The 12,867-nt window shown below is 56.3% G+C and carries 12 protein-coding genes, 1 pseudogene and 1 other annotated feature; of the genes and pseudogenes, 1 reads left to right on the forward strand and 12 read right to left on the reverse strand.

Annotated elements, in window-relative coordinates; translation table 11 throughout:
• The 12 genes and pseudogenes from ftsH to proS all read right to left on the reverse strand — a co-directional run bounded on the left by ftsH (window position 1) and on the right by proS (window position 11,653).
• On the reverse strand, window positions 1–1,800 hold the full coding sequence (gene ftsH / locus FGQ86_RS07735) for an ATP-dependent zinc metalloprotease FtsH (protein WP_347562494.1): 1,800 nt from the start codon (window positions 1,798–1,800) through the stop codon (window positions 1–3).
• A 68-nt stretch (window positions 1,801–1,868) separates the two neighbouring features.
• Window positions 1,869–2,396 carry a hypoxanthine phosphoribosyltransferase gene (gene hpt / locus FGQ86_RS07740; RefSeq protein WP_033125814.1) on the reverse strand — a complete coding sequence of 176 codons (528 nt, stop codon included), beginning with the start codon at window positions 2,394–2,396 and terminating at the stop codon, window positions 1,869–1,871.
• Window positions 2,353–3,801 (reverse strand): tRNA lysidine(34) synthetase TilS, encoded by a 1,449-nt coding sequence (gene tilS, locus FGQ86_RS07745; RefSeq protein ID WP_138303377.1) that lies wholly within the window; start codon window positions 3,799–3,801, stop codon window positions 2,353–2,355. Before tilS ends, hpt begins: the two co-directional genes overlap by 44 nt.
• 353 nt (window positions 3,802–4,154) lie before the next feature.
• Window positions 4,155–5,558, reverse strand: a complete 1,404-nt coding sequence (locus FGQ86_RS07750) for a SpoIIE family protein phosphatase (RefSeq protein ID WP_138303378.1) — start codon at window positions 5,556–5,558, stop codon at window positions 4,155–4,157.
• Window positions 5,559–5,664: 106 nt separating this feature from the next.
• Window positions 5,665–5,988 carry a septum formation initiator family protein gene (locus tag FGQ86_RS07755; protein ID WP_138303379.1) on the reverse strand — a complete coding sequence of 108 codons (324 nt, stop codon included), beginning with the start codon at window positions 5,986–5,988 and terminating at the stop codon, window positions 5,665–5,667.
• Between the two features lie 74 nt (window positions 5,989–6,062).
• Window positions 6,063–6,395, reverse strand: a complete 333-nt coding sequence (yabQ, locus tag FGQ86_RS07760; protein ID WP_033125810.1) for a spore cortex biosynthesis protein YabQ — start codon at window positions 6,393–6,395, stop codon at window positions 6,063–6,065.
• A gap of 3 nt (window positions 6,396–6,398) precedes the next feature.
• Window positions 6,399–6,683, reverse strand: a complete 285-nt coding sequence (gene yabP / locus FGQ86_RS07765; RefSeq protein WP_033125838.1) for a sporulation protein YabP — start codon at window positions 6,681–6,683, stop codon at window positions 6,399–6,401.
• Window positions 6,684–6,732: 49 nt separating this feature from the next.
• Window positions 6,733–6,972, reverse strand: coding sequence for an RNA-binding S4 domain-containing protein (locus FGQ86_RS07770; protein WP_033125809.1), 240 nt, complete (start codon window positions 6,970–6,972; stop codon window positions 6,733–6,735).
• Between the two features lie 173 nt (window positions 6,973–7,145).
• Window positions 7,146–7,436: pseudogene (locus FGQ86_RS07775) on the reverse strand (HU family DNA-binding protein); the annotation flags it as partial.
• A 166-nt stretch (window positions 7,437–7,602) separates the two neighbouring features.
• Window positions 7,603–8,610 carry a MarR family transcriptional regulator gene (locus FGQ86_RS07780; protein ID WP_033125807.1) on the reverse strand — a complete coding sequence of 336 codons (1,008 nt, stop codon included), beginning with the start codon at window positions 8,608–8,610 and terminating at the stop codon, window positions 7,603–7,605.
• An 80-nt stretch (window positions 8,611–8,690) separates the two neighbouring features.
• The gene (locus FGQ86_RS07785; RefSeq protein WP_138303380.1) at window positions 8,691–10,040 is read right to left on the reverse strand and encodes an HD domain-containing protein; all 1,350 of its coding nucleotides are present in this window, start codon (window positions 10,038–10,040) and stop codon (window positions 8,691–8,693) included.
• A 170-nt stretch (window positions 10,041–10,210) separates the two neighbouring features.
• The gene (gene proS / locus FGQ86_RS07790; protein ID WP_138303381.1) at window positions 10,211–11,653 is read right to left on the reverse strand and encodes a proline--tRNA ligase; all 1,443 of its coding nucleotides are present in this window, start codon (window positions 11,651–11,653) and stop codon (window positions 10,211–10,213) included.
• Window positions 11,654–11,741: 88 nt separating this feature from the next.
• Window positions 11,742–11,955: a binding site (T-box leader), on the reverse strand.
• 191 nt (window positions 11,956–12,146) lie between these two features.
• On the opposite strand from proS, the gene FGQ86_RS07795 reads away from it, so the two are divergent.
• The gene (locus FGQ86_RS07795; protein WP_138303382.1) at window positions 12,147–12,863 is read left to right on the forward strand and encodes an RluA family pseudouridine synthase; all 717 of its coding nucleotides are present in this window, start codon (window positions 12,147–12,149) and stop codon (window positions 12,861–12,863) included.
• Window positions 12,864–12,867 lie beyond the last annotated feature (4 nt).

The following is a 12,867-nucleotide window of genomic DNA, read 5'->3' on the forward strand; positions in this document are numbered from 1 at the left end:
TTATATTTCTGAAACCTCAATCCCTTCAAATAAGGACTCGAATTCCTCTCTTGTTATCTTTTCCTTCTCAAGGAGAAGCTCTGCGCACTTCTCCAGCACATTCTGGTATTTCCGGATAATATATTTGGCCCTTCTGTAGCACGCATCAATGATGTCTTTGACCTCCTGGTCAATGGTGCTGGCCACCTGCTCGCCGTATCCTCTTGAGGTGTGGGCCAGATCTCGGCCAATAAACACCTCATCGTTGTCATTGTCATAATTGACAAGCCCCAGCTTCTCGGACATACCGAATTTTGTGACCATGGATTTGGCAAGGCTGGTTGCCTGCTTGATATCCTGGGACGCTCCGGTGGTGATGTCGTCGAAGATCTCCTCCTCTGCCACCCGGCCTCCCAGAGCCACTGTGATATCCTGGAGCATCTTGCCCTTTGTGTTGAACATCTCATCCTTCTCTGGCAAAGGCATGGTGTAGCCGGCTGCCCCCGTCCCTGTGGGGATGATGGACACACTGTACACAGGCCCCACATCCGGCAGGACGTGGAAGAGGATGGCGTGGCCCGCCTCGTGGTAGGCTGTGATCTTCTTCTCCTTGTCTGAGATGACGCGGCTCTTCTTCTCCGCTCCGATGCCCACCTTCACAAAGGCCTTCCTGATATCTGACTGCTGCAGGTAGACTCTGTTCTCCTTGGCCGCCAGGATAGCCGCCTCGTTGAGCAGGTTTTCCAGGTCCGCACCCGTAAATCCGGCTGTGGTCTGGGCGATCTGCTTCAGGTCCACATCGTCTCCCAGGGGCTTGCCCTTGGCGTGCACCTTCAGGATCTCCTCCCTTCCCTGCACGTCCGGCCGCCCCACGACCACCTTCCTGTCAAAGCGGCCTGGCCTCAGGATAGCCGGATCCAGGATATCTACACGGTTGGTTGCAGCCATGACGATGATGCCTTCGTTGACGCCAAAGCCGTCCATCTCCACAAGGAGCTGGTTCAGCGTCTGCTCTCTCTCATCGTGGCCGCCGCCCATGCCGGTTCCCCTTCTGCGGGCAACCGCATCGATCTCATCAATGAAAATGATGCAGGGCGCATTTTTCTTGGCGTCCTCAAACAGGTCGCGGACACGGGACGCTCCCACGCCCACGAACATTTCCACAAAGTCGGAGCCGGAAATACTGAAGAAGGGAACCCCCGCCTCCCCCGCCACGGCCTTTGCCAGCAGAGTCTTTCCTGTCCCCGGAGGGCCCACCAGGAGCACGCCCTTGGGAATTCTGGCTCCCACCTGGATATATTTCTTCGGCGCCTTCAGGAAATCCACGATCTCCTCCAACTCCTCCTTCTCCTCCTGCAGGCCTGCCACCTGGGCGAAAGTGATCTTCTTATCCTGCTCCGTACTCATCCTGGCCCGGCTCTTGCCAAAGCTCATAGCCTTCGCGTTAGCCCCGCCGTTCTGTCTGTTCATCATGAAGAAGAACAGGAAAAATGCCGCCAGTATGAGGAGCACCGGGAAGATGTTTGTCATAAACCAGTTTTCCTGGGGCACATCTCTGAGCGTGTAGTCCACGCCGTGCTCAGCCAGATAATCCTGTGCCTTGTTGACGTCAGAGACGTAGACCAGCTTCGCCTCGTCCCCCTCCTGGGCGTCATTTACCGTCACCTCCAGCCGTCCTGTCGGCACATTCCGGTTCTGGATGATGGTCACCTCTGAAATCTCTTCATTTTCCACCAGGCTCTCAAAATCCTGGTATGTGATCTGCTTATCCCGCTGATCGATCTGATTGGTGAACCAGAGCGCTGCAAACAGCAATATCACGCACACAAGCAGTGTGGCGCCGCTCAGGCCCCTGCCTCTTTTATCGTTCAAATCTCTGCTGCTCCTTTCTACTCCACACCTTCCACAACTCCGATGTAGGGAAGGTTTCTGTATTTCTGTGCATAGTCAAGGCCGTATCCCACGACAAATTCATCCGGGATGTTAAAGCCCACATAGTCCACTGTCACCGGCTTCACTCTCCGCTCCGGCTTGTCAAGAAGCGTGCAGAGTTTCATGCTCCTGGGCCCTCTCTTCTCCAGAATCTGGATCAGGTAGGACAGCGTCCGCCCGGAGTCAATGATATCCTCCACAATGAGCACATCCTTGCCCTCCAGCGGCTCATCCAGATCCTTGGCAATCTTCACCACGCCGCTGGACGCCGTTCCATCGCCATAGCTGCTGACACTCATGAAATCCATGGAAACCGGGACTGTGATCCTCTTGGCCAGCTCACACATAAAAAACACGCCGCCCTTGAGGACGCAGATCAAATGCACATGCTTTCCCGCATAGTCCTCGCTGATCTGTTTTCCCAGCTCACACACTCTCTTCTCAACTTCTTCTTCTGACACAAGCTCTCTGATTGTCTCTGCCATCGTATTTTCCTCCCTTGTCTGTCGTGACTTCATCTATCCTTATTTCAAGTATCTTCCTCGTCTGTCCGGTCACCTCGTACCCCAGCCCTCCCCGATATCCGATCACCCACAGGATGCGGCTGCCGTCCGCCGCCAGAAGGATGCTGTCCCTCTCCTGTGACGGGATCTTCTCATTGATAAAATACCGGTTGAGCTTCTGCCTGGCCCCATCCCTGTCTATCACAAGATAGTCGCCGGGGCGGCGGGTCCTGATAATAACACTATTTTTTATTATATCATAATCAAACCATTTCGTGTAGGGTGTTTTGGGAATTGCCTCCTCTATCGGGCCTTCTATGTCCGCCGGGTCCAGGATGCGCATCTTTATCTTCCCGCTCACCCCTTCTCTTTGGTCCTCCCCAGGGGCCTGCCAGTCCGCACTGACCACCCGCACCCCCTCGTAGCACCGAAACGCCTTCATCCCATAGGGGAGGCTGAGCCTTCTGCCCACCTGCCTGTCAAATAGTTCCTCCAGATCCTCGAAGTGGACGGTCTCCAGATCCTTTTCCCTGCCGCTGACCTGCCCCAGCACCCGCTTTAAAAGGTAGGGCCGCAGCGCCCTGTCTGTCCCGGCAAATCCCGGGCCGTCTATGACCACTTCTCTCCCCCGGCCATCCGCTCCTGTCCGAAGGGTGGTCAGGCGGGCAGCCGCCTCCCCGGTCTGCCTCTCCACGTACTCCCAGAGCTGCGCCATCTGCTCCGCAGTCCCGCACACGTGATCCACGAACCTGGGATTGACCTGCTCCTCCATATATGGAATTATATGATTGCGGATACGGTTCCGTGTATAAGTATCCTCATAATTTGTGGCATCCATACAATAAGAAATATTTTTTTCAGCCAGGAACTCCTCGATCTCCTCCCTGGACACCTCCAGGAGGGGACGGATGTATTTCCCGGAACAGGGTCGGATCCCCCCCATCCCTCGCAGGCCGGTGCCCCGGGCCAGATTGAGGAGCACAGTCTCGGCATTGTCGTTTTTGTGGTGCGCCAGGGCGATCCTGTCGGCGCGCCACCTCCCCGCAGCCTCCTCAAAGGCCCGGCGGCGGGCAGCGCGCCCCGCCTCCTCCTGGGTCATCCCTTCCTCCCGGGCCATCCGGCACACATCCACGTGCACGGTCTCCAGGGGGACCTCCCAGCTTTGGCACAGCTCCTCTACGTAGGCCTCGTCCGCCGCGGCGGCCTCCCCCCGGATGCCGTGGTTCACGTGGACGGCCCGTATCTCCAGGTCATACTCCTTTTTCAGCTCCAGAAGCACACAAAGCAGGCATACGGAGTCCGCTCCTCCCGATATGCCTGCTATGACTACATCTCCTTTATCCAGCATCCCATGCGCCCGCGCATAGTCCCTTATCTTTTCATACATGTCCTTTTCCCTCTGCCCCAGGGCAGGCCTCTTCGCCGTCTATCAAATATATGATGTTGGGGTCAAAAGCCCCCAACTACGATGCCTACGGATTGTTCCGTGCTGCGCACTCTCACAATCCTACCCAATATTCGCATATCGTGGGATATACATCCCACTTTTATGCTCATATCGGGGCGGGTCCCAAGGTCTTTCACCCACTTATGAGCAAGCTCATGTGGGCTTAGACCTTTTGACTTTTGACCCTGGCATCAAATATATAATACTATAAATAATCCGGAGAAAAAATGCAAGCTCTCCCGCACTTTCCAGCCTTTCCGCGCTTTCCTGCCTTTCTATGCTTTCCTGCCGCCTCATACCTTCCACAGCCCCACTGCCAGAATGGTCATATCATCCGCCGGCACCTCCCCGGACATCTCCAGCACCTGCTCCAGCAGATAGTGGGCCAGCTCTCCGGGATTGCTGATGCTGGTGCCCCCGATAAGGGCCGACAGCATAGCCTCCTGGTTCCCCACCGGCAGAGCGTCCAGCACCCCGTCCGTCACCATGATGACAAAATCCCCGTCCGCAAGCTGCCGGCAGGTTCTCTGGATCTCCAGCTCCTGGAGGACTCCTATGGGGAGGGTCGTGGAGCTGATCTTCTCCACCCCGCCTCCGGTCCGTATAAAGGTGGTGGATGCCCCCGCCTTCATGAGCTCACAGGTTCCCTGATACAGGTCGAAGACGCACATGTCCACCGTGGAAAAGCACAGCTCCTCTCTGCCTGCCACCAGGGCTGTGTTCATCATCTGGACGGCGGTCTGGGGCGGAAACCCTGCCTCCAGCAGCTCCTCCAGCATTTCCACCACCATGGCGCTCTCCTGGAAAGCGTGCTCCCCGGAGCCCATGCCGTCGGAGAGGACCACCCCCTCTTTCCCGCCGGGCAGCTGGGTCATGGCAAAGGTGTCCCCGGAGATCTTCTGACAGCCCTTCCCGATCTTGGCCACCCCCTGGATCGTCTGAAAGGCAGGCCCCTCCATAAACACGAGGGTGCCATAGTTCTCCGTGACCACCGGGCACTCCCCCTTCACCAGCAGCATCTGCCGCCCCAGGCTATAGGACAGCGCCTCCGCCGCCTCCCTGGAGGCCACACACTGTCCCTTGGGCGCCCGAACCGTGAGATGAACCTCGTACCTGCCCTGCTTTGTCACGAAAAACACGCTGGACAGAAGCTTCAGCCCTCTCTTCTTCAGCTGGGCCTTCACCTTTCTCTGCAGATGATCATCCACGCAGATCCCCGCGTCCAGCTCCCGGGCCGCGTGCTGTACAAGATCCGCGAAGGCGTTCATGGACGCGGCGCATCCCTCCCGGTTCAGCACCAGCTTCCGGTTCCACACCATTTTCTGCTTCTCCGCCTGAAATACCTCCAGGGTCTCCCGCAGGAAACGGGGCGCCTTCACGCACTGTTTCTGGATCTTTCTCTTCAGCTCCACATTCAGCTCCGCCCCGTACTCCTCGGCGGCGGCCATGATCTCGTAGACCATCTGCCTTGTCCTCTCCCTGCCCTCTCCCAGGCAAATACTCTTCCTCTCGCAGCCCTGGCAGACCTTCTCCGAGACAGCGCAAAGCATCTCGTCGATCTCCTCGCCCGTCAGCGTCCGGCGTCCCTTTTCCAGTCCCAGAAACGTCTCCGACAGGTGCTTCAGGGACCCGGCAAATTTGTCCATCTGTATCACATAGGGATTGACAAAAAGCTCCCTCTCCTTAACCTCGCTCATCTCGATACTCCCCCGCGCCCCAGGGAGCCCGACAGGGCCTCCCGGGAAACAAAAAAGCTTTGGGACTCTTTCCCAAAGCTTTTCTTTTGCATACTTATTTTTGTTCTTATTTTGATTTGAAAATGATCTCGTTCTCATGGACCAGCCCCAGCTTATCCTTCGCTATCTGCTCCACGTACTCGTCTGTACCTACGTACTCTTCCAGCTTCTCGATCTCCTCCGCGCGGTCCTTCTCTGCCTGGATGTCCTTCTCCAGCTCCTGCTCCTGCTCTATGTAGGCGCTGTTCTTGGCCCGCAGCTCAATGCTGCTCACCGAGACAATGACCGCCAGGAGCAGGATCACCGCACTGATGCCCAGCATGCTTCTCCTGTGCTGCTGCACCTGTTTTTTCCGGCGTCTTGCCCTGTTCTTTTGTTTGATACTTCCCATATTAATTACTCACCCATCTTGCCAGCTGTGTCACTGGTTATTATCTTTAATCTTATCTTTTTTCTCCCGTTTATTCAACCATTTTCACCGAATTTTCCCATTCTTTTCGCATACAATTTTTTTCGCAATTTTCCCGGAATTTTCGACATGCGGGAGAAAAAAAAGCTTCCCAGCACAACACCTAGTATAAAATACCACCTGATGCTACCACTAGTGGTATGGTGAATTTGCACAAACATGTAGAGCGCCGTCCCCAGCCAGAAAAAAAGGTCCTCCGCAGCAATGGCCGCCGGGGTGTGGCGGATGATCCTCCGCAGCGCGCGCAGGCACGTGTAGACGCTGCACACGGTCATTCCCGTCAGCACTGCCTCCAGGAATGAAAGGCCTTCCACCTCTATCCCGTACATGCGTCACCTGAACAGCCTGCTCAGTATATTTTCTCCGGTCTTGGCTGCCGGGTGCACCTCCGAGTAGGCCACGCTGTCTATGGTTCCGGACAGATCCACCTCCCCCTTCTCCAGGCTCAGCCTGTTCACATGCAGGTCAGAGCCCTTGACCATGAGCATCCCCTGCTCGGTCTCCAGGAGGATCTCGTTTAAGTCAAAGGAAAGGACGTCCAGGACGCCTGTCACCAGGCTGGTCTTCCGGTTATTCACAACAAGCTTGTGCGCTCCCCGCGCCTGTTTTTCTTCCATTGCCATCACAACCTTTCTTGATAATCATATGAAAGGCTGTCTGAGATTATTACAGATATTTGAACAGATCCTTGGCCTCCTCCTTTTTGGACGTGTCCTTTATGTCGAGAACCTCCACTTTTACGGCCTTTGTGCCGAACTGGATCTCGATGACATCTCCCGGCTTTACCTTCGTGGACGCCTTGGCCGTGGCCCCGTTTACCAGAACCCTGCCCGCGTCGCAGGCCTCGTTGGCCACAGTGCGCCTCTTGATCAGCCTGGAAACCTTCAGAAATTTGTCAAGTCTCATACTTCACCTTCCTCTCCCCCTGATCTCCGGGGGCCTGCTGCCTCGCGCTCCCCGCTATCGCAAAACGGCACTACAGCCTTCTCCCGCCGCAGTGCCGTCTTCTATTCCGAAGTATCCGTCAGAATGAGTCTGCGCACATCCTGTCAGATATTCTACATAAATCGCAACAAGCCCTATGCGTTTACAGCATCCTTTAAAGCCTTTCCGGCTTTGAACTTCGGAGCCTTGCACGCCTCGATCTTCATTGTCTGGCCTGTCTGAGGATTTCTTCCCTCTCTTGCAGATCTCTTGCTCACTTCAAATGTACCGAAGCCTACAAGCTGTACCTTCTCCTCTTTCTTTAACTCCTCTGTCACCACATCGACAAAAGCCTTTAAAGCCTTCTCAGCATCCTTCTTGGATATCTCTGCATTTTCAGCAATAGCTGCTACTAATTCTGTTTTGTTCATGGAAAACTCCTCCTTCGACTTATGATAGAACCCTTATCTTATTCTATTCAGCATATTATGCGTCCTGCTCGTATCCCGCAGGGCCGGCGGGACGTCTTTCAATAAAGTTATACAGGTTTTCCCTTTGTTTGTCAAGGGAAAATCCCCGAAAAACCCGGTATTTTCAAGGTTTCCGGGGCTTTTACAGAGAAAATGAAAACAGCTGCTTAAGGAACCTGCGCTTCTCCTCCGTCTGCGCCACCACCGTCTTCAGCTTCTCCACATTTTTCGCCGGGATCCAGGCCTTATTGGAACAGTAGTAGGAGTCCGCCAGCTTCCAGAATTTTTCCGGGTAAATGAGGCGCACCTTCAGGTACTCCACCTCCGCCTCCGCAAGGGGTCGTATGGCGCTGTAGGCGTCCAGCATGTGGTTTCCCGTCTTTACGTTCCACCCGTGCTTCTCCATGGCTTTCCGCAGGAAATAGTAGAGATCCTCCATCTGGATGCCCACCCTGCACCTGTCAAAATTGGTGGTGGCATATCCGCCCGCCATGACAAGGATATTGTGATAATTATAATCCCCGTGGATCATGGTATTATTCTGCACAGAGTCCTTCCATATTTTCCCAAAATCCAGGCGCTCCAGCTCCCCCGAGGCCCCCAGGGCCCACTCGAACATCCCCTCAAAGCACCGCAGGAATTCCAGCTCAAACTCCCCTTTTGGCGACTGCGCTCTCATAAAGCGGCGGATCTTTTTCAGCTCCCGGTTGTGTCTGTCATACTCCTTTTTCAGCCCCTCCGGCTCCCCGGGAGAGCCGTCCTCCTCCGCCTCCGGGCAGGGCGGTACCTGCCGCATAAACCGGTGCAGGTGGGCCAGATTAGCAGTCCCCTCCAGGAGCTCCCGGCTTTTCCGGATATCGCACTCCCGCCCTCTGAACCACTGCTTCAGTATATAGGTCCGCCCCTCGGGGGAGGTGGAGAGAAGGTCGCCCTCGCAGTTGGCCACAGGCAGGTCTGTCCGCATACTCCCCTCCCGGTACAGATGGAGTCCCACATGCCGCATCAGGAGGGCATGACGCCTGGACACCCCCGCCTCCCGGAGCAGAAAAAGTCCCTGGTCTGTATCACAAAAAAACGCACCCCTTGTTTTGCGGGTGCTCTTTACATTGATTGGATATTGCTCCAATATACTCAATTCGTAATCCTGCATATTACCGTCCCCTGCACTCTTCCAATATCATGTTCTGTTTAATGTATGACAGCGGAGACGGTAATATGCCTGTTCCTCTTTTACTTCTTTTTCTCTTTCGCCAGAGCCAGCAGCCTCTCCTTCCCGTTGAGCTCCGGCTCCCGGATCACGTCCTCCAGGAGCCCCTGAAGGATCTCCCCCAGCTCCTTTCCCGGCCGGAAGCCGGCCTCTATGAGATCCCTGCCGTTGACCGCCAGGTCCTTCAGCGTGACGCAGTCGCGGCGTTCAAGAGCCTCCCTGTAGAGTCTCTCCACCCCCTCTATGTCCGCCAGCTTCTCCTCCCGGCGGTACGGGCTCTGGGCCAGCACGTCCGCCCGGCGCACCTCCAGGTACAGGGGGAAAAGATCCAGGCCGATCCGGTTCATAGCCCTCCTCACGTATTTCCCCTGGACCGGCATCCGGTAATCATGGTACTTCACAAGGGTCGCCACGTTTTTCAGCGTCTCATTGTCAAACTTCAGGCGGCGCATGACCTCCCTCGTGATCTCCTCGCTGCGCAGGGCGTGCTTTTTAAAGTGGGCAGTCCCCTCCTCATCCACAGTCTTCAGATCCGGCTTCCCCATGTCGTGAAACAGCATGGTGAGCCGCAGCACCTTGTCCGGCCGCACGTTCAGAAGAGCGTGGAGAGTGTGCTCACCTACCGTGTACATGTGGTGAGGCGTCTCCTGGGTGGTGGCCATGATCCTGTCGAACTCCGGCAGGAACCAGGCGGTAATCCCCAGCTCCCAGGCGGTTCGAAGCATATCCGGCCTGCCGGACAGGAGGATCTTCAGAAGCTCCGTCTGGATCCGCTCCGCGCTGATCTTCTGCAGCGTGGGGGCCAGCGCGCGCATCCCCTCCCGTGTCTCCTCCTCCAGTTCAAAGCCCAGCTGGGCCGCAAAGCGAACGCCCCGCAGGATCCGCAGGGCGTCCTCCTGAAACCGCTCCCTGGCGTTACCCACACAGCGGATCACGCCCCGCTCCAGATCCTCCAGGCCGCCAAAGATGTCCACCAGCCCCTCCTCGTCGCTGTAGGCCATGGCGTTGATGGTGAAGTCCCGGCGCAGCAGATCCTCCCGCAGATTTCTCGTAAAGGTCACCTCCGTGGGGTGGCGGCTGTCCTCGTAGGCTCCGTCAATCCGGTAGGTGGTCACCTCAAAGCCCTCCCCCTCCAGGAGCACGGTCACGGTCCCGTGCTGGATCCCGGTGTCAAAGGTTCTGGAAAACAGCTCCTTTGTCTGCTCCGGCAGAGCGGAGGTGGTGATGTCCCAGTCCCCGGGCTCCCTCCCCAGGATGGAGTCCCGGACGCACCCGCCCACGGCCCAGGCTTCAAAGCCCGCGCCCCGCAGCGTGCGGATGATCTCTTTTACCTTGTCCGGCATGGAAATGTATATCTTTCTGGCGCCATTCATATCTATCAGTCCTTTACCCTCTGTTATCATGTCTCTATCATAGCCCATTTCCCGTTTTAGGCGCAAGACAAGGGGCGGAAGTTTTTGTCCTTCCGCCCCTGTATCCTGTCTTTTCTGTATGGTTTCTCCCGCTTTTTCCGGGCTCTGCCCAGGAAAGCAAAAGGCGGGGATTAGTAGGATTTGCCCCAGTATGCCATGTGCTTGGCCGGCTTGCCGCACCAGATACACTTGTCGGAGATGAACTCCTCGTCCTCGATAAGGCATCTTGTGGCAGCGCCGCCTGTGGCGTACTTCACTTCGCCCTCGCACTCCGGATCTCCGCACCAGCAGGCCTTTACAAAGCCTCTGTTGGCCTTGAACTTCTCCACCATCTCATCCATGGTTGTGGCTGTGTCGATGTGGTCGTTCAGGAACTTCTCGGCCTTCTTGTACATATCCTGCTGGATGGTCTCCAGGATCTCACGCAGCTTTCCTGCGATCTCGTCGAGAGACACAACGATCTTCTCTCTTGTATCCCTGCGGACTACCACTACCTGGTTCTTCTCGATATCCTTCGGTCCGATCTCGATACGTGTGGGGATACCCAGCATCTCCTGCTCGGAGAACTTCCAGCCTGTGCTCTTGTCGGAGTCGTCGATCTTTACCCTGTATCCGGCTTTCTTCAACTCATCCAGCAGTGAGAAGGCGCGGTCCAGCACTCCCTCCTTGTGCTGTGCGATGGGGATGATGCGGCACTCTACAGGAGCCACGTGAGGCGGCAGAACCAGTCCGCTGTCATCGCCGTGAACCATAATGATGGCGCCGATACTTCTTGTGGACCATCCCCAGGATGTCTCGTACACGCTCTGGAGCTGGTTGTTCTTATCCAGGTACTTGATGCCGAAGGCGTCCGGGAAGCCGCTTCCGAAGAAATGGCTGGTGGCTGACTGGAGCGCCTTTCCGTCGTGCATCAGAGCCTCGATTGTGTAGGTGTCCTGAGCGCCGGCGAACTTCTCATGCTCTGCCTTTCTTCCGGACACGAAGGGGATCGCCAGCGTCTCTCTGTAGCAGTCCTCATATACGTGGAACATCTGGATGGTGCGGGCCTCTGCCTCCTCGTATGTGGCGTGGATCGTGTGTCCCTCCTGCCACAGGAACTCTCTTGAGCGAAGGAAGGGCCTTGTTGTCTTCTCCCAGCGAAGCACGGAGTTCCACTGGTTCCACACCTTGGGAAGGTCTCTGTAGGATTTGACAGTCTTTGCCCAGAGGTCGCAGAACAGTGTCTCAGACGTAGGACGGATGCAGAGGCGCTCCTGCAGTCTCTCCATGCCTCCGTGTGTCACCCAGGCTACCTCAGGCGCAAATCCCTCGATGTGATCTGCCTCCTTCTCCAGAAGACTCTCCGGAATGAGCATGGGCAGGCATACATTCTCCACACCTGTCTCCTTGAAACGTCTGTCCAGATCCGCCTGGATCAGCTCCCAGATGGCGTAGCCGTTGGGAAGGTAGTTCAGACATCCCTTTACGCTTGAGTAGTCGCACAGCTCAGCCTCCCGAACCACATCTGTGTACCACTGCGCAAAGTTCTCATCGCGGGAAGTGATATTTTTTACCAGTTTCTTTTCATTTGCCATGACTTTTTTCTCCTTTTTTTCTCGATTTTTCTGCGGAGGACTTCTGATCCTGGGAAATAAAAAATCGCCGGACCTCTCGTCTCCCCGAAAAAGGGACCGAAAAGTTCGGCGGTACCACCCTAATTAACTGCAGCCCTTCTGCAGTTCTCTCTGGCTGTCATTAACGCTGACATGACGCTGTATTTTCATACAGAGGCTCCAAGGTAGGTTCATGATACCCGTATACAGGGAACTCTCAGCCGCAGGATCCCTTCTCTGTGTGCACCGGTCTTACCATTACTATTCCTCTTCACTGCCAGTCCTGCCTTCCGCAGCCATCACTGCCGGCAGGTATGCTTTTGTCTGAATATATCAGTTAAACAGAATTTTAGCGAATACAGTTTTATTTGTCAAGGGGTGAATTTTCCGCCGGCCCATCTGCCTTGAGCCCCTGCGGCCGAAATGCTATAATAACTCCAAATTGTTTTATTACAAAAGGAAGGAGGGACTGAAAATGTCTCAGACCCACACCATACACCCACACCCGGGCCAGAGCCCCCAAAGCTCCTGGAGTATCCTCTACGAGGACGGGGACATCCTGGTCTGCGCCAAGCCCCACGGCCTGCCCGTCCAGAGCCGCCGGGCGGGCTCGCCGGACCTGGAGAGCCTGCTGAAGACCCATCTGGTCCGCCAGGGACAGAAGCCCTACCTGGCTGTCATCCACCGGCTGGACCAGCCGGTCTCCGGCCTTCTTGTCTTCGGGAAGACGAAAAAAAGCGCTTCCTCGCTGAATGCCCAGCTCACAGGCGGTTCCTTCGGGAAGCATTACCGGGCGCTTGTGGACTGCTGTCCGCCCGCCCCCTCCGGCACGCTCCAGGACTATCTTGTAAAGGACGGGCGCTCCAACACCTCCCGGGTCTGCTCTCCGGACACCCCCGGCGCAAAAAAGGCAGTCCTTGAGTACCGCACCGTCTCAGGGGAGTCCTCCTTTTTTCCGGACGCCAAGGAGGGGCAGACAGAGCTGGAGATCCACCTCCTGACGGGCCGTCACCACCAGATCCGGGTGCAGCTTGCCCACCTGGGATGTCCCCTGGCAGGGGACACCAAGTACAACCCGTCAGCCCTCTCCCCGGGCTCCTGGCAGGTGCTGAAGCTGTGCGCCTTCCGGCTGGAATTTCTCCACCCGGTCACCGGAAAGAAAATGCAGTTCTGCCTGGAGCGGGACGTGTAAGCCC

It is taken from the genome of Clostridium sp. BSD2780061688st1 H5 (assembly GCF_005845155.1).
Classification (GTDB): Bacteria; Bacillota; Clostridia; order Lachnospirales; family Lachnospiraceae; genus Claveliimonas; species Claveliimonas intestinigallinarum.

Bases quoted from the DNA above. Each gene is read 5' to 3' on its own strand.
- hpt (WP_033125814.1), bottom strand. From the start codon at position 2,396: ATGGCAGAGACAATCAGAGAGCTTGTGTCAGAAGAAGAAGTTGAGAAG.
- tilS (WP_138303377.1), bottom strand. From the start codon at position 3,801: ATGTATGAAAAGATAAGGGACTATGCGCGGGCGCATGGGATGCTGGAT.
- FGQ86_RS07750 (WP_138303378.1), bottom strand. From the start codon at position 5,558: ATGAGCGAGGTTAAGGAGAGGGAGCTTTTTGTCAATCCCTATGTGATA.
- FGQ86_RS07755 (WP_138303379.1), bottom strand. From the start codon at position 5,988: ATGGGAAGTATCAAACAAAAGAACAGGGCAAGACGCCGGAAAAAACAG.
- yabQ (WP_033125810.1), bottom strand. From the start codon at position 6,395: ATGTACGGGATAGAGGTGGAAGGCCTTTCATTCCTGGAGGCAGTGCTG.
- yabP (WP_033125838.1), bottom strand. From the start codon at position 6,683: ATGGAAGAAAAACAGGCGCGGGGAGCGCACAAGCTTGTTGTGAATAAC.
- FGQ86_RS07770 (WP_033125809.1), bottom strand. From the start codon at position 6,972: ATGAGACTTGACAAATTTCTGAAGGTTTCCAGGCTGATCAAGAGGCGC.
- FGQ86_RS07780 (WP_033125807.1), bottom strand. From the start codon at position 8,610: ATGCAGGATTACGAATTGAGTATATTGGAGCAATATCCAATCAATGTA.
- FGQ86_RS07785 (WP_138303380.1), bottom strand. From the start codon at position 10,040: ATGAATGGCGCCAGAAAGATATACATTTCCATGCCGGACAAGGTAAAA.
- proS (WP_138303381.1), bottom strand. From the start codon at position 11,653: ATGGCAAATGAAAAGAAACTGGTAAAAAATATCACTTCCCGCGATGAG.
- FGQ86_RS07795 (WP_138303382.1), top strand. From the start codon at position 12,147: ATGTCTCAGACCCACACCATACACCCACACCCGGGCCAGAGCCCCCAA.